At 62.3% G+C, this 17,860-nt stretch carries 16 protein-coding genes and 2 tRNA genes; 9 read left to right on the top strand and 9 right to left on the bottom strand.

Annotated elements, in window-relative coordinates; genetic code table 11:
- Position 1: 1 nt before the first annotated feature.
- From DNA98_RS04535 to DNA98_RS04520, 4 genes are all read right to left on the bottom strand, one after another.
- The gene (locus tag DNA98_RS04535; RefSeq protein ID WP_110526363.1) at positions 2-466 is read right to left on the bottom strand and encodes a type II toxin-antitoxin system VapC family toxin; all 465 of its coding nucleotides are present in this window, start codon (positions 464-466) and stop codon (positions 2-4) included.
- A 394-nt stretch (positions 467-860) separates the two neighbouring features.
- Positions 861-936, bottom strand: a tRNA-Gly gene (locus tag DNA98_RS04530).
- A 27-nt stretch (positions 937-963) separates the two neighbouring features.
- A tRNA-Pro gene (locus DNA98_RS04525) sits at positions 964-1,040 on the bottom strand.
- Positions 1,041-1,185: 145 nt separating this feature from the next.
- A complete protein-coding gene (locus DNA98_RS04520) occupies positions 1,186-1,758 on the bottom strand; it encodes a DoxX family protein (protein ID WP_110526360.1) in 573 nt (190 codons plus the stop codon).
- Between the two features lie 162 nt (positions 1,759-1,920).
- Here DNA98_RS04520 and DNA98_RS04515 point away from each other — a divergent pair, with 162 nt between their 5' ends.
- The 5 genes from DNA98_RS04515 to DNA98_RS04495 all read left to right on the top strand — a co-directional run bounded on the left by DNA98_RS04515 (position 1,921) and on the right by DNA98_RS04495 (position 6,522).
- Entirely contained in the window at positions 1,921-3,576 is a 1,656-nt protein-coding gene (locus DNA98_RS04515; RefSeq protein ID WP_110526357.1) for a methylmalonyl-CoA mutase, read from the top strand.
- 143 nt (positions 3,577-3,719) lie between these two features.
- Positions 3,720-4,397, top strand: a complete 678-nt coding sequence (locus DNA98_RS04510) for an alpha/beta hydrolase-fold protein (RefSeq protein WP_110526354.1) — start codon at positions 3,720-3,722, stop codon at positions 4,395-4,397.
- A 2-nt stretch (positions 4,398-4,399) separates the two neighbouring features.
- The gene (locus tag DNA98_RS04505; protein ID WP_110526351.1) at positions 4,400-4,816 is read left to right on the top strand and encodes a cobalamin B12-binding domain-containing protein; all 417 of its coding nucleotides are present in this window, start codon (positions 4,400-4,402) and stop codon (positions 4,814-4,816) included.
- 32 nt (positions 4,817-4,848) lie between these two features.
- On the top strand, positions 4,849-5,454 hold the full coding sequence (locus tag DNA98_RS04500) for a peroxidase-related enzyme (protein WP_110526348.1): 606 nt from the start codon (positions 4,849-4,851) through the stop codon (positions 5,452-5,454).
- A gap of 78 nt (positions 5,455-5,532) precedes the next feature.
- On the top strand, positions 5,533-6,522 hold the full coding sequence (locus DNA98_RS04495) for a malate dehydrogenase (protein WP_110526345.1): 990 nt from the start codon (positions 5,533-5,535) through the stop codon (positions 6,520-6,522).
- Between the two features lie 382 nt (positions 6,523-6,904).
- On the opposite strand, the gene DNA98_RS04490 is transcribed toward DNA98_RS04495, so the two are convergent.
- A complete protein-coding gene (locus tag DNA98_RS04490; protein WP_110526342.1) occupies positions 6,905-7,411 on the bottom strand; it encodes a phosphoribosyltransferase in 507 nt (168 codons plus the stop codon).
- Positions 7,408-8,631, bottom strand: a complete 1,224-nt coding sequence (locus DNA98_RS04485; RefSeq protein WP_110526339.1) for an aspartate kinase — start codon at positions 8,629-8,631, stop codon at positions 7,408-7,410. The genes DNA98_RS04490 and DNA98_RS04485 overlap by 4 nt, the downstream gene beginning before the upstream one ends.
- An 82-nt stretch (positions 8,632-8,713) precedes the next feature.
- Between DNA98_RS04485 and DNA98_RS04480 the strand changes: the two genes are divergently transcribed.
- The 4 genes from DNA98_RS04480 to ruvA are packed head-to-tail and all read left to right on the top strand — an operon-like array spanning position 8,714 to position 11,225.
- Entirely contained in the window at positions 8,714-9,046 is a 333-nt protein-coding gene (locus tag DNA98_RS04480; protein WP_110526336.1) for a cupin domain-containing protein, read from the top strand.
- Positions 9,047-9,084: 38 nt separating this feature from the next.
- The gene (locus DNA98_RS04475) at positions 9,085-9,855 is read left to right on the top strand and encodes an enoyl-CoA hydratase-related protein (protein WP_110526333.1); all 771 of its coding nucleotides are present in this window, start codon (positions 9,085-9,087) and stop codon (positions 9,853-9,855) included.
- A gap of 6 nt (positions 9,856-9,861) precedes the next feature.
- The gene (locus DNA98_RS04470) at positions 9,862-10,632 is read left to right on the top strand and encodes an enoyl-CoA hydratase-related protein (protein ID WP_110526330.1); all 771 of its coding nucleotides are present in this window, start codon (positions 9,862-9,864) and stop codon (positions 10,630-10,632) included.
- Between the two features lie 11 nt (positions 10,633-10,643).
- The gene (ruvA, locus tag DNA98_RS04465; protein WP_110526327.1) at positions 10,644-11,225 is read left to right on the top strand and encodes a Holliday junction branch migration protein RuvA; all 582 of its coding nucleotides are present in this window, start codon (positions 10,644-10,646) and stop codon (positions 11,223-11,225) included.
- Positions 11,226-11,375: 150 nt separating this feature from the next.
- Here ruvA and DNA98_RS04460 read toward each other — a convergent pair whose 3' ends face one another.
- From DNA98_RS04460 to DNA98_RS04450, 3 genes are all read right to left on the bottom strand, one after another.
- Positions 11,376-12,164, bottom strand: coding sequence for an HAD family hydrolase (locus DNA98_RS04460; RefSeq protein WP_110526324.1), 789 nt, complete (start codon positions 12,162-12,164; stop codon positions 11,376-11,378).
- Positions 12,165-12,217: 53 nt separating this feature from the next.
- Positions 12,218-12,778 carry a protoglobin domain-containing protein gene (locus tag DNA98_RS04455; RefSeq protein ID WP_110526321.1) on the bottom strand — a complete coding sequence of 187 codons (561 nt, stop codon included), beginning with the start codon at positions 12,776-12,778 and terminating at the stop codon, positions 12,218-12,220.
- Between the two features lie 345 nt (positions 12,779-13,123).
- Complete coding sequence (locus DNA98_RS04450; RefSeq protein ID WP_110526318.1) at positions 13,124-17,644, bottom strand: glutamate synthase-related protein; 4,521 nt, start codon at positions 17,642-17,644, stop codon at positions 13,124-13,126.
- Between the last annotated feature and the right edge of the window lie 216 nt (positions 17,645-17,860).

Raw genomic sequence — 17,860 nt, 5'->3', positions numbered from 1 at the left:
TCTACCGGCCACCTTCGAACTCCGAGACCGCTACAACCGGAACTTTTTCTTTTAGGGCGGCCTGGTACAGGGTTTTGTCCAGGGTGAAAAACCTTAGCTCACGAAATAGTTGCATATCCAGCGCAGCGGCCAGGTGTACGGCATCGGCCCCTTTGAGGGGGTGTTTTCGGCATAGGTCAAAGGCTTTGCGGCAAACCGTTTTTGAAACTGGAAGTACCGGCCAGTTTTCCAGGTTGTCCAGCAAGAAGGATTGAATCTTGTTTCTATCGGCTTTGCTAAGGCTTTTGCTTCGCACCATAGCCCCGGTTGCCCCAGCCATTTCAGGCACAACCCGATTGCAAACCCCGATGTACCCGGCTTTTTGGTAAACCGATAAGGCCAACTGACTGAAGCGCTCTTGGGTATGTATTTGGATCAGCGCGTTGGTATCAAAGACAACAAGTTCATCTTCGCTGTTCTTTGACATATTCAAATGAGCTTTTTTTGCCTTTGAGTTTGACTTGTGGGGGTAGGGGTCTTTGGTTGGGGTTAGCAGGTTCGATGACAACGAAGTCATCTGCCCATGAATTTGGGTTTGGGCCGATGGTTTTCGGTTTGGGCGCTTTAGGGCCCACACGCTTCATGCCCCTATCACGCTTGGTAGGCCCGCCACAGCTCCCACCCGGCCCAGGCCGCATCGTACCCGATGTTTTACCTGATGCTCACCACCGGCTTGCGCTGGCGCTACGTCGGGAAGACTGGCAGGGTGAGCGCCTGCATGCCGGGCACACCCGCAGGCGAGAGACGCGCGAGCGGATCAAGGCTACCTTCAAATAGAAAAAGGGCGTCCGGAAGACCACAACTTCTGGACGCCAAAAACTTGGAGCGGGAGACGGGACTCGAACCCGCGACCCTTAGCTTGGAAGGCTAATGCTCTACCAACTGAGCTACTCCCGCGCGTGGCTTTACACACTGCCGGTCGCTTGGTCGGGGAGAGAGGATTCGAACCTCCGACCCTCTGCTCCCAAAGCAGATGCGCTACCAGACTGCGCTACTCCCCGTGTCTAGGACAGCCCCACTACCGACACCTGCTCCAGGCCTGTCCGGGTTCAATGGTCGCACAATGGCTTTGTCTCGTCAAGGCATTGTGTAAAGACCCCACGGAAGGCCTAGAGGTGTTCTCTCCCGTGGGGTCTGAGAGGGCGCTTAGCCAGCAGGCGAACGATCGCCTCTCCCAAAGAACGCTCCCAAGCGAGGCAGCACCCAGCCATCCAGGCCCCAGTAACCTGCACTCCGCCAGGCCAGCACCAGCCAAGTCGCCACGATGAACATCCAGGGGTTGGCGCTCACCGTTCCCGCCAGCAGGAAGGCTGCATTCATGAAGCCTCCAAAGAAAGCCGCTAAGCCGGTGAAAAGACCCAGGATCAGAGCCAACCCCACTAGGATTTCTCCGAAGACCACCAAGTAGCTAAAGGCCTTGGCGTTGGGTAAGGCCACATGGGAGATAAACCAAGCGTACCAGCCGGTCACGTCGGGGTGTTCGCCAGTGGTCTTGGTCAGCGCTCCCTTGAGAAAAGCGGCGAGGGCCACACCTGCCTTTTCACCCACCCATACCCCGGCTGGGTTGGTGAGCTTGCCCCAACCGGCCTCGAGCCATTGCCATCCCAAGTAGACCCTCAGGATCAGCCATAAGGGGGCCAGCCGGGTGTCGGAAAAGAGAAAGCGGGCGACAGCGGGTTCTGGTATTTGCGTGGGAGCAGTGATTTTGGCGGTTGTCATGTTATCCTCCTCAGCCCTAGCCTAGACGGATCCAACCAAATGCCACAGAGGCGTTTGTACCTATGACGATTGTCCCGGCCAGATTCGGCGCTGGCCCGGAGAAACCGCGACTATCTAACGGTTTAGCGTTTCAAATCAGCAAAAGCGTTATAAAATCAGAGCATGAGCACAAAGCGCTCCAAAAACGCCTGGATGCAGGAAACCTATAACCAGTCGCTCCAGAAGATGCCCGAGCGCCCGGTCGCCCATAGGACCCTCTCGGACATCGCGCCAGACCCGCTATATACCCCTGAAGATCTGCGCGACTTCGATTACGAAGAAAAGCTCGGTTACCCCGGCGAGTATCCTTACACCCGCGGCGTCTACGGCTCGATGTACCGCAGCAAGCTCTGGACCATGCGGATGTTCGCCGGGTTCGGCAGCGCCGAGCAGACCAACGAGCGCTTCAAGAAGCTTTTGGCGGCGGGCCAGACGGGCCTCTCCACCGCCTTCGACCTGCCCACCCTCATGGGCTACGATTCCGACCACCCCCTCTCCAAGGGCGAGGTGGGCAAGTGCGGGGTGGCCGTTTCCAGCCTGGCCGACATGGAGATCCTCTTCGAGGGCATCAACCTGGAAGAGGTCACCACCTCCATGACCATCAACTCCCCGGCCAACGCCATCTGGGCGATGTACCTGGCGGCGGCCAAGAAGAAGGGCTACCGCTGGGAGCGGCTGGGCGGCACCATCCAGAACGACATCCTCAAGGAGTTCATCGCCCAGAAGGAGTTCATCTTCCCGCCCGAGCCCAGCGTCAAGCTGGTCATCGACACCTTCGAGTGGGGCCCCCGAAACGTGCCGAAGTGGAACTTCATCTCGGTCTCGGGCTACCACATCCGCGAAGCGGGCTCCACCGCGGTGCAGGAGCTGGCCTACACCCTGGCCGATGGCTTCGAGTACGTCGAGGCTGCGCTCGAGCGCAGCCTCGACATCGACGAGTTCGCCCCGCGCATCTCCTTCTTCTTCAACGCCCACAACGACTTCTTCGAGGAGATCGCCAAGTTCCGCGCCGCCAGGCGTATCTGGGCCCGCGAGATGCGCGAGCGCTACAAAGCCAAGAACCCGGCTAGTTGGATGCTGCGCACCCACGCCCAGACCGCCGGCGTTTCGCTCACCGCGCAACAGCCGCTCAACAACATCGCCCGCGTAGCCATCCAGGCCCTGGCTGCGGTGCTGGGGGGCACCAACTCCCTGCACACCGACGCTTACGACGAGGCGCTGGCCTTGCCCACCGAGGAGTCGGCCAAGATCGCCTTGCGCACCCAGCAGATCATCGCCTACGAGAGCGGCGTGACCCACACCGCCGACCCCCTGGCCGGCAGCTACTACGTGGAGTGGCTCACCGACGAGATGGAGCGCCAGGCCATGCAGATCATCGAGGAGATCCGGCGCATGGGCGGGGTGGTGCGGGCCATTGAGGAGGGCTACTTCCTGCGCGAGATCGCCGACGCCTCCTACCGCTACCAGCAGGAGGTCGAGAAGGGCGAGCGCATCATCGTGGGCGTGAACGCCTTCCAGGACGAGGGCTTGCAGGTGCCCATCCAGCTCATCGACCCCGAGGTGGAGAAGGTGCAGAACGCCCGGCTGGCCCAGGTGCGCCGCGAGCGCGACCCCGTCGCCGTGCAGGCGGCGCTCGAGGGCCTGCGCCAGGCCGCCAAAGAAGGCCGCAACACCATGCCCCACTTCGTCGAGTGCGCCCTGGCCTACTGTACGCTGGGCGAGATGATGGACCAGCTCCGGGCGGTCTACGGGGTCTACGAGGAGCCGGTGCTGGTCTGAGTGCAGCGTTGCGGAGGCGTACACCAAACGCGAAACGCAGGACGCGGGGTAGCGGCTTGAGGCGTGTGGTGGACGTGTGACCAAAGACCATCCCCGCCGGGACTATACACACAAATGTTGATCGGCACTCTAGACTTAGGGCCATGAGCGTGCGCTTCCGCTACCGCAAGGCCGCTTTCGACACCCTGCCCTACGCGCTGTACGTCCCCGATGGCCCTCCGCCCAAGGAGGGCTGGCCGCTGGTGGTCTTCTTGCACGGCTCGGGCGAGCGGGGCTGCGATGGCAAGAAGCAGACCACCGTGGGCCTTGGCCCAGCTATCCGGGAAAATCCTGAAGACTGGCCCGCCTTAGTGCTGATGCCACAGTGCCCACAGGGATTGCTATGGCAGGGAACGGTGCTCGAGGCTGTTTACGCTTTGCTTTGCGAGCTCGAGCGTAAAGCCCAGATCGACTCCCGACGTATTTACCTGACCGGGCTCTCGATGGGAGGGCATGGGGCTTGGAATATGGCCATTCGCTACCCCGACAAATTCGCCGCCTTGGCTCCCATTTGCGGGGCTGCCGACCCCTTCGCGGTGATGTCTAGGTTGGGGCATCTGCCGGTGTGGAACTTCCACGGTGACGCCGATACGGTGGTTCCGGTGGAGTTTAGCCGGGTTTTGCAGCGGGCCCTTGAGCGCGCTGGGAATAAGAACCACCGCTTCACCGAGTACGCCGGGGTGGAACATAATAGCTGGGACCGCGCCTACCGCGAGCGGGAGTTTATCCGCTGGCTCTTCTCGCAGACAAGGGGGTCAGGGCCCCCTTTGGGTAGAATGTGAGTATGGATAGACGAATCCGAGTGCTGATCGCCAAACCCGGCCTTGACGGCCACGACCGAGGGGCCAAGGTGGTGGCCCGCGCCCTGCGCGATGCGGGAATGGAAGTGATCTACACCGGCTTGCGGCAAACCCCAGAGATGATCGTCTCGGCGGCTTTGCAAGAAGATGTGGATGCCATCGGACTCTCGATCCTTTCTGGGGCCCACATGCATTACTTCAGCGAGGTCCGCCGCCTGCTCGAGGAACAAAATGCGGGCGACATCCTGCTCTTTGGAGGAGGTATCATCCCGGATGAGGACGTACCGCACCTAAAAGAGATGGGGGTGTCGGCGGTATTTGGCCCTGGCACTTCGACGCAGGATATCGTGGAGTTTCTCAAACAGGCCGCTCCCGCCCGCTGGGAAGCACAGCAAGGCTGAACGGCGTTCTCTAGACCGAGGTGCAAAGCTCTATGAGCCAAACCCAATCCAACTCGCAAGCGGCTTCCCTCGAGCCCACCGCTTGGATCAAAGTACCCGAGCCCAGCGAGGCCCCCTCCGACGTACAGGCGCTCTTCGCCAAGTTTCTCGAGAAAACCGGCCTACTCCCCAATGTAGCCCGCAACTTCGCCCTGCTACCCGAGCATTTCCTGCGCTGGTTCCGCTACTACGACTTCCTGATGCGAAACGAGGAGCACAGCCAACTCTCGCGCAAAGAGCGGGAGATGATCGCGGTGGTGGTCTCTTCAGAGAACAGGTGCGAGTACTGCTTGGCCAGCCACTCCGCCTACTTACGCCAGATCAGCGGTGACCTGGTGCTTCCGGAGGTGCTGGCCGCCAACTACCGCCGCGCCGAGCTGACGCCCCGGGAGCGGGCCCTGCTGGACTTTGCGGTAAAGATGACCCAAGACTCTCCTACCATGAGCCCGGAGGACCTCACGCCGCTGCGGGCGGTGGGGCTCTCAGACGAGGCCATCTTCGAAGCGGCCCAGGTCGCGGCGATGTTCAACTTCACCAACCGCCTGGCCAACGCGCTCGGCTGGAAACCCAACGAGGAGTATTACCACCTGCACCGCTAGGCCGAGGGTGGTTCGCGGTATGATTCTGAACGGTTTCGGTGCTGCAAGGGCAGCACCGAATGGAAAGGAGAATCGCAGATGAAATCCCCGGTTCGTGTGGCGGTCACCGGACCCGCCGGTCAGATTGGCTATAGCCTACTTTTTAGGATCGCAGCGGGCGAGATGCTGGGTAAAGACCAACCGGTCATCCTGCAACTTCTGGAAATCACCCCTGCCATGAAAGCTCTACAGGGGGTGGTGATGGAGCTCGAAGACTGCGCCTTCCCCACCTTGGCCGGGGTGGTGCAGACCGATGACCCGAACGTGGCCTTCGCCGATGCCGATTACGCCTTGCTGGTGGGAGCGATGCCGCGCAAAGCCGGCATGGAGCGCGCCGATTTGCTGCAAGCCAACGGGGCCATCTTCACCGCCCAGGGCAGGGCCCTCTCGGACAACGCCAAGAAAAACGTAAAGGTACTGGTGGTGGGCAACCCCGCCAACACCAACGCCCTCATCGCTTACCATAACGCGCCCGGCCTTTCTCCCCGCCAGTTTCACGCCATGACCCGCCTCGACCACAACCGGGCCATCAGCCAGCTCGCCGCTAAGGTCAAGCGCCCGGTGAGCAGCATCAAGAAGATGACCATCTGGGGCAACCACTCGCTCACCCAGTACCCAGACCTTTTCCACTGTGAGGTGGATGGCCAAAACGCCTACGAGCTGGTGGGCGACCACGAGTGGTACGCCAACACCTACATCCCTACTGTCGCCAAGCGCGGAGCCGCCATCATCGAAGCCCGTGGGGCCTCCTCAGCCGCTAGCGCAGCCAGCGCGGCCATTGACCATATGCGCGACTGGGCCCTGGGAACCCCCGAGGGTGACTGGGTGAGCATGGCAATCCCCTCCGATGGTTCTTACGGCATCCCTGAGGGGCTGGTCTATAGCTACCCCTGTGTATGCCAGGGTGGAGAGTTTAGCATCGTACAGGGCCTCGAGGTCAATGAATTTAGCCGCCAGAGGATGGACGCCAGCGCCAAGGAGCTAGCCGACGAACGGGACGCGGTAAAGCAGCTTGGCCTGATCAAGTGATACCCTTTCATGCGAAACGGGCCCCTACCCCAACCCTTCCCTGCGAGCAGTACGTCTTATGGCAAACGTCGTGCGTCATACGTCATACGAAGGGGATCGGTCCCCTAGGTGTACGGAGCTTGCTCCGTCCCGATAGGGGATCGTCCCCTAGGTGTACCGGCTCCGCCGGTCCCGATAGGGAATCTACCCCGGGTGTACGGGCGTAGCCCGTCCCGTAGGGGATCGTCCCTTTTTTGCGTCTGGCGTTTTGCGTATTGCGTACGACGTATACCCCCTCCCCTGCTGGGGGGTATTTAGCTTCCCTGGTCGGCTACGCCCAAGATGTTCCCAGGGCTCTCCCAAGCCGGGAGAGCCCTCCTTCTCGAGAGCGGATATTTGGCTGCTAAGCCTGGCGGGGAGGCTGTCCCAAATTTGTCCATCCCTGCGCTGGATCCCAGGGATACACAATCCAGGCGTCGGTCTCCGCAGCGTAAAGATCGGGACCATCCCCTGGGAACTGGTTCATCGTGGGCTTGTAGTGAAGCACAGCCAAGGTAGGCTCACCCCCCGCCAACTTGACCCGCTCGCGCACCGCCACCGCGGTCTTGCCCGAATCCCAGACATCATCCACAATCAGGACGCGCTTTCCCAAGAGCAGCGCATCGCCGGGAAACTGAAGGAAGTGGGGCTCTTGCAAGGTCTGACCCGCGCCGGTGTAGAACATCACCGCCGCGGTGAGGATATTACGCACGTCAGTGGCCTCGCTGATGAGGCAGGCCGGGATCATGCCGCCGCGGGTCACCGCCAGGATGCAGTCGTAGCGGTGAGGGTCGAGCCGACGTAGGAGGCTCGAGACCAGGGCGGTAATCTCCTGCCAGCCGAGAAAGCATTTGCCGGAATAGGCGCTCATGAGGCCACCGGCTTGTCCAGTTCGAAGGCGCTGTGCACGGCGCGAAGCGCGGCTTCAGCATAATGGGCGGGGATGATCACCGAGATGCGCACCTCGCTGGTGGCGATCATCTCGATGTTAGCTCCCACGCCTGCAACCGCCGCGAACATACGCGCGGGAATACCCGGGGTCGAAGCCAGGGCTACCCCCACGATGGAAACCTTGGCCACGTCGCGGCGGAGCACGGCCTCCCCACCGATCTCGGCCAACACCGGCTCCAAGGCTTCCATCGCGTCCTCGGCAAAGTCTTTGTTGACTGTGAAGGCCATCTGCTGGCGCGAGGCATCGTGGCCGGGCACGCCCTGAATGATCATGTCTACCGCTACTCCTCGGCGGGCAAGGGCCTCAAATACTCGGCTAGCAATACCGGGGCGGTCAGGGATACCTATTAGACCAATCTGCGCAATCTCATCATCTAGAGCCACTCCCGTCACTGGGCGATCGAGTTCCATACCTTCCTCCACTAGGGTTCCGGGGTTGTAGGAAAAGCTGCTGCGCACGTGAATCTTTACGCCGTAGCGCTTACCGTAATAGACCGCACGGGGGTGCAACACCCGTGCTCCCAGGGCGGCTAGCTCGAGCATCTGGTCATAACCGATGCGGGAGAGTTTCTGCGCCTCGGGAATGGTGTGAGGGTCGGTGGTGTAGACCCCCTCGGTGTCGGTGAAGATTTCGCACTCGCGAGCTCCCAAGGCCGCCGCAAGGGCCACTGCGGTGGTATCGGAACCCCCGCGCCCCAAGGTGGTCAGCTCACCTTCGGGGGTGGTGCCCATGAAACCCGCCACCACCGCCACCTCGCCGCGGTCCAAGGCCTCTTTGATAAGCCGAGGCTCCACCCGCAAAATGCGAGCATCGCCATAGCGCCCGTCGGTGGTGATGCCGATCTGGTGTTGCGTGAACCCCCGCGCCGGGATGCCCATCGCGTTGAGCTGCATCGAGAGCAGCGCCACCGACTGCTGCTCCCCGATGGTAGTGAGCATATCCAGCTCCCGTTGCGGTGGGCGCTTATTGACCCGTTTCGCCAGGGCGATCAGCTCATCGGTGGTATGGCCCATCGCCGAGACCACCACCGCCAGCTGATGACCCCGCTCACGGTAGTGCTGGATGCGCTGGGCGACCTTGTGAATACGCTCGAGGTCGCCCACGCTGGTGCCGCCGTATTTCTGCACGACCAAAGCCATATTAGCTGTGAAGGATAACACGAAAGATTCTCCCAACGCAAAGCCAAGCTCCGGTTGATAAGCTAGGGGCGAGGTGAGAGCCATGCAGGTATTCCCGGAGTGGTTCGCGAAGTTCAAACAGGTAACCCTGTGGCCAGGGATGGATATACCGGTGATCTCGGGACAGGGGGGGCAGATCGGCTTCGGCTACGTACCCCAGGAGACCGAGGTACCCGAGCACGCCCATGAGGGACAGTGGGGGGTGGTGCTCGAGGGCGTGGTGGAGTTTTGGATTGACGGCCAGCACCAAACCTTCAAAAAGGGTGATTACTACCATATCCCTGCGGGAGTCCCCCACAAGGCCAAGCTCCACGCCGGAACGGCTTTCATTGACGTGTGGGAGGGCCAGCGCTTCAGCGAAGAGCGGATGAAGTAGCCCTGCATTGAGGCGTAGGACGAACGCGGGAGCATTCCATGTACGAAAACATCCTCGTCGAAACCCATGGAAAAGTTGGGCTGATCCGCCTCAACCGACCTCAGCAGCTCAACGCGATCAATACCGCAACCCTCGGCGAGATCGGTCAGGCCGTGAGTGCGTTCGAGCAGGACAGCGAGATCAGGGCCATGGTCCTCACCGGCAACGAGCGGGCCTTCGCCGCCGGAGCGGACATCGCCGAGTTCCAGCAGACCTCGCTCCCCGAGCTAATGCGGGGCCTGCGGGCCGACCAGTACGAGATACTGCGGCGGGCTAAGAAACCCCTAATCGCAGCAGTATCGGGGTTTGCTTATGGCGGTGGCTGCGAGCTGGCCATGCTCTGCGACCTGATCGTGGCCTCGGAGACGGCCCGCTTTGCCCAGCCCGAGATCAACCTAGGCATCATCCCCGGCGCCGGCGGAACCCAGCGCCTGACCCGCCAGATCGGCAAATATTGGGCCATGGAGACCGTGCTGGCCGGGCGGGTCTTAAGCGCCTGGGAAGCCTACCGGATGGGGTTGGTGAACAAGGTGGTTCCCGTCGAGTTATACCTCGAGGAAGCCCTCGAGCTGGGCAACCTGGTAGCCTCCCGCGCTCCTTTGGCCGCCCAGCTCGCTAAAGACGCCGTCAACCGCGCACAGGATCTCCCGCTTGAACACGGCCTGGCCTACGAGCGCAGCCAGTTCCTGATCGCCTTTGGCAGCGAAGACAAGCAGGAGGGAACCACTGCCTTTGTCGAGAAGCGCAAGCCGGTTTGGAAAGGAAAGTGAAAAGCCATGAGCGTACTGCTTTCACAACTACAAGAGGGCGTTCTCACCCTAACCCTAAACCGCCCTGAGGCCATCAACGCCTTCACCACCGAGATGCTGCAAGCTCTGGCTAAAGCCTTCCACAAAGAAGCCAGCGCCCCCGAGGTGCGGGTAGTGGTGCTGCGGGGGGCAGGGCGGGGGTTCTGCTCGGGTCAAGATTTACGCGAGTTTGCTGGCCAAACTGTCTCCTACAAAGCCCATTTGCGAAACTACACCGCAGTGGTGGAAAACATCACCGCCTTGGAAAAACCGGTCATCGCAGCCATACACGGGGCTGCCGCCGGGGCGGGAATGTCGCTGGCGCTGGCCTGCGATCTGCGTATTGCCGCCTCGGATGCGGTCTTCACCACCGGCTTCAGCAAGATCGGCCTGATCCCCGACGCCGGGATGAACTACCACCTGCCCCGCATCGTCGGGTACGCCAAGGCCTTCGAGCTCGAGGCCCTTTCCCCTCGCCTCACCGCCGAGCAAGCCTTGGCCCTAGGCCTGGTGAACCGGGTCGTGCCCGCCGAGCAACTGGCCGAGGAGGTGGGTAAACTCGCCGCCGAACTCGCCAGCGGCCCCACCAAGACCTACGGCCTCATCAAGCGGGCCCTCAGGCGGAGTGCAGGGGCTACGCTCGAGGAGATGCTCGAGTATGAAGCCCTGCTGCAAGAGGTCGCAGGCCGTACCCTGGATCACAAAGAGGGGGTGCAAGCCTTCTACGAGAAGCGAGCGGCTAAATTCAGCGGTAGGTAGGATACACCTCTATGGTCCGCTATCTTAAAGGCACCGCCCTACGCAAAACCGAAACCAGCGTGATTCTGCTGGTGGGGGGATTCGGGCTCGAGGTCTTCTGCCCCACCACCACCCTTGCCAACCTGCCCGAAGCGGGCGAGATCGCCTTACACACCAAGCTCGTTGTGCGCGAGGACGACCTCTCACTGTACGGCTTCGCCGACGAACGCTCGCTGGAGCTCTTTGAGATGCTGCTGGGGGTGAGCGGGGTGGGACCCAAGGTGGGGCTCAACCTGCTCTCCTCGCTATCGCCAGCCCTGCTGGCACGCGCACTCGCCGACGGCGATATTCGCCTGCTTACCGGAGCCCAGGGGGTGGGGCGAAAGCTGGCTGAGCGGATCGCCCTCGAGCTCCGCGGAAAAGTCCCGCCCCACCTGATGGGCGAGGGCGGCCCCATCCTCCGCCGCCCCCAGAGCGAAGAAGCCGAGCTGGCCCTGGTCACGCTGGGCTTCCGCGAAAACCAGGTGCGCGCCGCCGTGACCCAGATCATCCAGCAAAACCCCGAGGCCAGCACCCAAGAGATCATCCGGCTGGCCCTCAAAGCGCTGCGCTGAGCTGTCCCATGTCGTACGTCATACGAATACGAATAGGTGTACGAGCTTTGCTCGTCCCCAGCGTTTTGCGTCTTGCGTTTAGCGTACGACGTACAGCGTATACCACTTGCTGGTCAACCGCACAGACCGGCTCGAGCCCTTTGAGATCGCTTAGCCCTGCTGCCTAGCTAGTTCCTCGAGCCAGGGCAGCATCGCGAGCAGGTTTTTTACTTCCAGATCCGCCGGGTAACGCTGGTCCCGAGGCTTGAAGCCGCGATCCACCCAAACCGATCTCATCCCGGCCTGGATGGCCCCAGCCACGTCGCGCTCGGGGTTGTCCCCAACCATCACGCACTCCGCGGGGGCGACCTCGAGCCTCGCGCAGATCCACTCGAAGATCTTCGGATCGGGCTTGCCCACGTTCAGCTCCCCCGAGACCGCCACCGCCTGAAAGTGGGAAGCCAGATTACTCCCATAAATCTTCGCCCGCTGAAGGTCGGGCACCCCGTTGGTGACGAGGCCAAGCCGATACCTAGGAGATAGGGCCGAAAGCAGGGCATCCACCTCGGGATAGCGAGGGTAAAGGGCTCGAGCCGTGCGCCAGGTGTCCACCAGTTCAAAAAGGAGGTTTTCATCTGAGACGTTCTGTTCGGCCAGAGCCTCGCGCCATACGGCCAGGCGGTAGCCGGGAGCCCACTCACGCAACCCTTGCACCTCGGGCTGCGTGTAGCCCGCCCACAGCCCCTCCAAGGCACTGTGCCCAATGCAAAGAGCGTAGGAGTGGTAAGGGCCTTGGGCCCACAACCGCTGAGCAGAGGTTTTAGCGGTGCGCACAAGGCGCTCTAGGTCGAGGCTGTAGCGCTGCGCCGCGACAAAGGCCGCCTCACGAAAAGCATGCTCACAGACAGCCTCATCGAGGATCAGGGTCTCATCCAGGTCAAAAAGGATGGCGCGGATCATACCGGGCTAGCCTATAGCAAAAATAATGGGGGCTTCTACCGTTATGGCCGCCCCTAGGACCACACGCTAGCCTCCTTGAGCAAGGTGCTTGCCCCTTGCACCAGTGCGTCGCGGCTGCTGACCCCCAACTTGAACCCGACCTCGAGCGCCGCCAGGTAGCTCTCGTCAATCAGGGCAATCTCAATGGCGATGATCTTCTCGAAAGCCTCTACCGCAGGGAAAATCTCGCCAACACGAAGGGCGGTGCGCATGTGCTCGAGGGAGATTTCCTGTACAATCCCCATCGCTGGAACCATATAGCCAGGGGTAATGCCGAGGCGGGCATGGATCAGGCCGATGCGGTAACGACGGTGAGCGTAAGCGGCGTCGTAAACGCCAGAAAAAAGCTCGCGATACCAAGCCGCAAAGCTTCCGTAAAGCCGCTCTACCCTCCCTGGAGAAGCCCAGAGGATATCCCGCATCTCAGGATCGCGGCCCAAATAGTCATAAAACGCCAGAGCCACCTCAGCGGCGAGAGGGGTCATATAATGCCCTAGTCCGGCCAGCACCCGAACGTGCCCCTCATTGAAGCCCGTCCGGCGTTTGAGGGTCTCTAGCAAAATACAGGGGTCCATCGGGACAATCGTACCAAAAATGCGGAATGACGCACGTCGTACGCTAAACGCAGGGGATCATACCCCTTTATGCTGTACCCTTCGCCTTGACCGTAGCCGACCAGGCCGGGAGCCAGGAAAGCTAATACCCCCTCCCCTAGCAGGGGAGGGTTGGGGTGGGGTCGTACGGGTGTAGGCCGTCCCGCCGGGGAATCTACCTCTGGGTGTACAGCCGTAGGCTGTCCCGAAGGGAATCTACCCCAAGACCCTCCGGTGGCCTGGGGTGAGGGAATCCGCTGCCCAGCAGCAAACCCTGCCAAACCCTTCTCCGGCGCAGCCCCAAAAGAACGGGAGTCGGCATCTTCCCTACTCGGTGCTCACTTCCTGGGCAACCTGCTGGTTGGCGGGAAGCACCATGCGGAAATGGGAGCCAGGATCGAGGAGAAGGCGCTCGAGTCGCTCCGCCTTGTCGTGCCGCTCGGCCTGGGTGAGGACGGATAGGTAAACCCCCATCAGCTCGCGCACATCGGCTACCCCTCGCTCGTCGAGCTTTTGGATCACCACTTTAGCCCCCTTGGCCAAGCGGCGGCGCATGGCCTCCTCGTTCAGGCCCATCTCCGGCCAATAACGCAAGTAAACCCGCCCGCCGGTCATCCCCGAGCAGATCCAGGGACCGGGATCGCCTAGCACCAGCGCGCGGCCCCGGGTCATGTATTCAAAGGCGAATCCCTTGGCCTGAGCGCGAGAAGCGAGGTTGCCCAACTCGTCTTGCACCGGGCGCTCCGGCTCGCCGCCCAACACGACGTCAGCCCCGGAGAGCCGAATGCAGAAGCGGCTGTCGGCCATGCCCTCCACGATCAGGGTACCGCCGATGGCCCCGTAGGCGAAGCTCTTACCCACGCTGCCGTCTACATACTGCCCGTAGGGGTTGCGTCCTTTAAGCACCACGACCTTGCCACCGTAAGCCCCTTTGGCCACCCCGTCCTGAGCCCCACCTTCGACGAGAACCTCGAGCCCTTCCACGCTAAAAGCGGCCAGCCCGTTCCCCGCCACCGATCCCGCGTCGAAGCGCAACTCGACCTGAGCGTCAAAGCCTTTACCGTAAAGCCTGCGACGGGCGATCTCTCCGGCCAGGTGGGTCCCCAAGGCGCGATCGGTGGAGCCTACCGGACCCTCCTGGAACAGCAGTTCCCGCCCGCCCTCGGCGTAAGCTTCCGAGACGACCTCGGTGATGGTGCGGGTGAGCTGGTTGAGGGGTTTGCGCAGCACGTGCGCCGAGCGCTCCCGCAGCCATTCCGGCTCGCTGATGGGTTCGAAAAAGTAGCGAAGGTCTAAGGACTCGCCATGGGCTTCCTGGTAGAGCAGATCGCTCCGACCACGAACCTCTTTGAGCGACGGGAAGCCCAGCGCCGCCACGAGCTTGCGCAGCTCCTCTCCCTTCAGCGAGAAGAACCGCACCAGCTGGTCTACAGCCCGCTCGGGCTCCTGCGGTACGAAGCGCTTGAGGCCGTGGGCCTGGGCCTGCTCGAGCGTCTCGATCTGGGTGGCGATGCCCACGTGGCAGGTATCGGTCTGGCACCCCCGGCAGATGGTACAGCCGATGGCGACCATCGCCAGCGTGGCCATACCCACCCGGTCTGCGCCCAGCAAAACCATGCGCAGCACGTCATAGGCCGTCTTCAGACCGCCATCCGCCCAGATCTCCACCTTGTCGCGCATCCCCGCCCGAACCAAGGCCCGGTGGGCCCGGCGCACCCCGATTTCCACGGGTAACCCCGCGTACTTGAGGGCGTGCCAACGGGCCGCCCCGGTCCCTCCTTCAAAGCCGGAGAGGGCAATGATGTCGGCTCCGGCCTTGGCGATTCCCACCGCGATGGTGCCGATCCCGGGAATCACCGGGACCTTCACCGAGACCTTGGCCTTGGGGTTCACCGTTTTGAGTTCCTCGACGAGCTGGGCCAGGTCTTCGATGGAGTACAGGTCGTGGTTGTTGGAGGGCGAGATAAGGTCCACGCCGGGCACCGCGTTGCGGGCCGCAGCCACCTTGGGGGTGACTTTCTTGCCGGGGAGGTGACCACCCTCACCAGGCTTGGCCCCCTGCCCGATCTTGATCTCGATCACCGAAGCCGAGTTGAGCATGTAGGCGTGCGCCCCGAAGCGCCCGGAGGCTACCTGCTGGCCGCGCCAGTGGGTGTACTTTCCCAGCATGTCGGGGATCTCGCCCCCCTCGCCGTTGATGCACAGCATGTTGAGCTTCTTCGCCGCCTCTACATAGGCGCGGAAGGCGGTCTCGCCCTGGGAACCGAAGCTCATCGCGGTGATGACAAAGGGCAACGAGTGCCCACCTACCCCGATGTCCACCTCCTCGGGGGTTACGGCGCTCTTCTCGGGAAAGCGCACCGCCAAAAGCTGCCGGGCCGCGATGGGGGATTCGTGCTCGAGCCCCCGCACTTTCTCTTGGTAGTGCTCGTAAGGGGCTTCCCCCGCGGCCACATCCAGGGCGGTCTTGTAAATGCGCGGGTTGAAACGGAAATCCTTGGCCGGCAGCACCTTGGGGGCAGTGAGGAAGCTCACCCGCTCCAAGAGGGTGCGCTCGAGCTCGGAGAAGCCATAGCCCGCCTGTTCGGAGGCCAGGAAGCTCCGGATGCCGAAGTACCCCGCCAACTCGGGCTTGAGCCCCACCGCGCTGAAGATGCGCCCGTAGCCGCGTAGCTCGTGAATGCCCATGGTGCTGATGACCTTCTCGAGGCCCTTTCTGAGCCCTTCCACCAGCTTCTGTAGGGCCTCGCTACCCCCGGAGGCCAGGGCTTTTTGCTGCATCAACCAGGGGGCCACCGCGTCGGCCCCTAGGCCCAGACACACCGCTAGGTCGTGGAGGTTGCGCACCCCACCGGAGTGCACCACGATCGAGGTCCGGCGGCGCAGGCTGATCCCTTCGAGGTCGCGGGCCTCTTCCAGGGAACGCCCTACCGCAGCCAGGGCCAGGTAGATGTCGATCCAGACCCCCCCCTCATAGGCGTGGCGGTCGGAGAGCACCAGCAGTTCGGCTCCGTCCCGCACGGCTTGAACGGCGGCCTCTTGCAGACGCCTGAGCCCGGCCAGCAAGCCTTCCTCCACGGTGAACTGAGGCACCAAAAGCGCGTGCTTGAAACGGGAGAGGGCTTCCTCGAGGGTCAACGTGCCCTGCCCTTGGGCGATCGCGCGAAGGTTGGGAGCAGTCTTCGCGGCGGGGGCCGCCACCAGTTCCTCGATGAGCACGGGAACCAGCAGCTCCTCGACATGCCCGACCCCGCGTCCATCGGGCAAGGCCCGGCGGCCCAGGATGGAGCGGGTGGAGAAGTGCTCGATCTCGCGCTCGCGGTCAATGGCCGGGTTAGTCACCACGGCCACGGTCTCCTTGAAGAACTCGGAAAGATTGGGCTTCTCCGGGTTCAAAGCCGCCAAGGGCCCGTCGTAGCCCAAGGAGCCGATGGGTTCGTTGCCAGTTTCGGCCAAAGCCTCGAGGTAGGCAGTGTCCCAGCGATCCCAGCCAAAAGCCCGCTCGAGGCCCAATGAAGGAGGAGCTGGCCGCTCTTCCACCTGGGGCTCCGAGCCCCCCGCAAGCGGTGCGGGTGCGTCGTAGCGCGGCCCGGTCAGGTGCACTCGAAAACCCTCCAGGGCCCCGCTTTTCGCCAGGTTGCCCTCGAGCACAAAACGCTGGTGACGCTCGAAGGGGAAAAGCCGAGCCCCCTCGATGGTCAGGCGCAAGTACATCTTCTCCCCGGGGGCCAACGGGCGCGGGTCGTGGACGAACTCCTCGGCGGTGAAGACCCCTCGCTCGGAGGAGAAGATCAGCTCCCCTTCAGTCTCGATAAACCACAAAGGGCGCAGGCCCATCGCATCGGTGCAAAACACCGCTTCCTCGCGATGGCGCGTCACGAGCGCGGCAGGCCCTTGGGCCAGGGGGCCAAAACGCTGCCGCAGCGCCATGTAGAGGTCCTGCAGAGCCGGGGAGTAGTTTTTGATCTCGCCCAAGATGGGAGGAAACACCAGGTCGAGGGCTTCCGGAAGGGAGAGGCCAAAGCGGTACAGAAGGCCCTCGAGGAGGCGGTTCAAGTCTTGGGAGTCGGAGCCCCCCGTGAGCGGGATACCTAGAAAGCGGCTCTCACGGCGCAGCCGCTCGATGGTGTTGATCTCGCCGTTGTGGCCCAAGACCCCAAAGGGCTGCACCTGCTCGAAGGTGGAAAGGGTGTTGGTGGAGTAGCGGTTATGCCCCAGGGTGATGGCCGACTTGAACTCCGCCCGGGAGAGTTCGGGGTAGTAGCGCTTGAGGATCTCCGCCGAACCGCGCACTTTGTACACCACCGAAGCGGTGGAGAGCGAGACCACATGAACGGGAAAGCGCTCCTCGAGCACCAGCCCTAACTCCCACAAGGGGCCGTCACCATCGGTAGAAAGACCGGCAACCTGTAGGAACAGGGGCTCCGTGCGTTTGCCTACCGGCCCCAACACGCCGGAAGTCACATCACCACGGCGGTCGTGCAAAAGCTTGATGCCCCGCCGCGCCCCCTCCACCCGGAACAGGTCGAGGAGCTCTTGCACTCGAGCCCCTTCACTTTTCGGCACAAACAGGTGGCCCACGAAAAAGCGCGGATTCTGTGCTATGGATCCATCTATCCCGGCCTCTTCCAGATAGGCCGCCCATAGCTCGCGGGGGAGGTCGGTCTGGATACCGGTTCCGTCGCCTTCCCCGCGGATCAACCCGGCGCGGTGAGCCATGCGGTATAAGCTCTCTAGCACCCGCTGTACATTGGCATGGCTGGGCCGCCCGCTCTTCTCGACGATGGCGATGATTCCGCAGGCATCGTTGCCGATCGGAATTTCCGGGTACGCTTTTCTAAACTCCATCTCTTGGGCCTCCTACGAGGGGTCGGTGCTTATCGATCACGACGAGGGCAGCTCTAGGAATAAGGCACAGGCGAACGAGGGATAGAGACTCGCTTCCAAAATCCGCACCACGCTCTGCCTGGGGATGCAATGCCGCGCATATCTTTACGCGGCATTTGCGGTATTATACGGAGGCTTTGGTATACCGTCAACCTGGGGATCAGATTTACCCCTTTC

Origin of the sequence: Meiothermus sp. Pnk-1 (assembly GCF_003226535.1) — a bacterium.
Taxonomy (GTDB): Bacteria; Deinococcota; Deinococci; order Deinococcales; family Thermaceae; genus Allomeiothermus.
Note: the sequence above shows the minus strand (reverse complement) of the source record. Positions and strands in the feature narration are given on the sequence as shown.

What these genes read in the sequence shown, in the direction of transcription:
- DNA98_RS04535 (WP_110526363.1), bottom strand. Translation starts at nt 466, where the DNA reads ATGTCAAAGAACAGCGAAGATGAACTTGTTGTCTTTGATACCAACGCG.
- DNA98_RS04520 (WP_110526360.1), bottom strand. Translation starts at nt 1,758, where the DNA reads ATGACAACCGCCAAAATCACTGCTCCCACGCAAATACCAGAACCCGCT.
- DNA98_RS04515 (WP_110526357.1), top strand. Translation starts at nt 1,921, where the DNA reads ATGAGCACAAAGCGCTCCAAAAACGCCTGGATGCAGGAAACCTATAAC.
- DNA98_RS04510 (WP_110526354.1), top strand. Translation starts at nt 3,720, where the DNA reads ATGAGCGTGCGCTTCCGCTACCGCAAGGCCGCTTTCGACACCCTGCCC.
- DNA98_RS04505 (WP_110526351.1), top strand. Translation starts at nt 4,400, where the DNA reads ATGGATAGACGAATCCGAGTGCTGATCGCCAAACCCGGCCTTGACGGC.
- DNA98_RS04500 (WP_110526348.1), top strand. Translation starts at nt 4,849, where the DNA reads ATGAGCCAAACCCAATCCAACTCGCAAGCGGCTTCCCTCGAGCCCACC.
- DNA98_RS04495 (WP_110526345.1), top strand. Translation starts at nt 5,533, where the DNA reads ATGAAATCCCCGGTTCGTGTGGCGGTCACCGGACCCGCCGGTCAGATT.
- DNA98_RS04490 (WP_110526342.1), bottom strand. Translation starts at nt 7,411, where the DNA reads ATGAGCGCCTATTCCGGCAAATGCTTTCTCGGCTGGCAGGAGATTACC.
- DNA98_RS04485 (WP_110526339.1), bottom strand. Translation starts at nt 8,631, where the DNA reads ATGGCTTTGGTCGTGCAGAAATACGGCGGCACCAGCGTGGGCGACCTC.
- DNA98_RS04480 (WP_110526336.1), top strand. Translation starts at nt 8,714, where the DNA reads ATGCAGGTATTCCCGGAGTGGTTCGCGAAGTTCAAACAGGTAACCCTG.
- DNA98_RS04475 (WP_110526333.1), top strand. Translation starts at nt 9,085, where the DNA reads ATGTACGAAAACATCCTCGTCGAAACCCATGGAAAAGTTGGGCTGATC.
- DNA98_RS04470 (WP_110526330.1), top strand. Translation starts at nt 9,862, where the DNA reads ATGAGCGTACTGCTTTCACAACTACAAGAGGGCGTTCTCACCCTAACC.
- ruvA (WP_110526327.1), top strand. Translation starts at nt 10,644, where the DNA reads ATGGTCCGCTATCTTAAAGGCACCGCCCTACGCAAAACCGAAACCAGC.
- DNA98_RS04460 (WP_110526324.1), bottom strand. Translation starts at nt 12,164, where the DNA reads ATGATCCGCGCCATCCTTTTTGACCTGGATGAGACCCTGATCCTCGAT.
- DNA98_RS04455 (WP_110526321.1), bottom strand. Translation starts at nt 12,778, where the DNA reads ATGGACCCCTGTATTTTGCTAGAGACCCTCAAACGCCGGACGGGCTTC.
- DNA98_RS04450 (WP_110526318.1), bottom strand. Translation starts at nt 17,644, where the DNA reads ATGGAGTTTAGAAAAGCGTACCCGGAAATTCCGATCGGCAACGATGCC.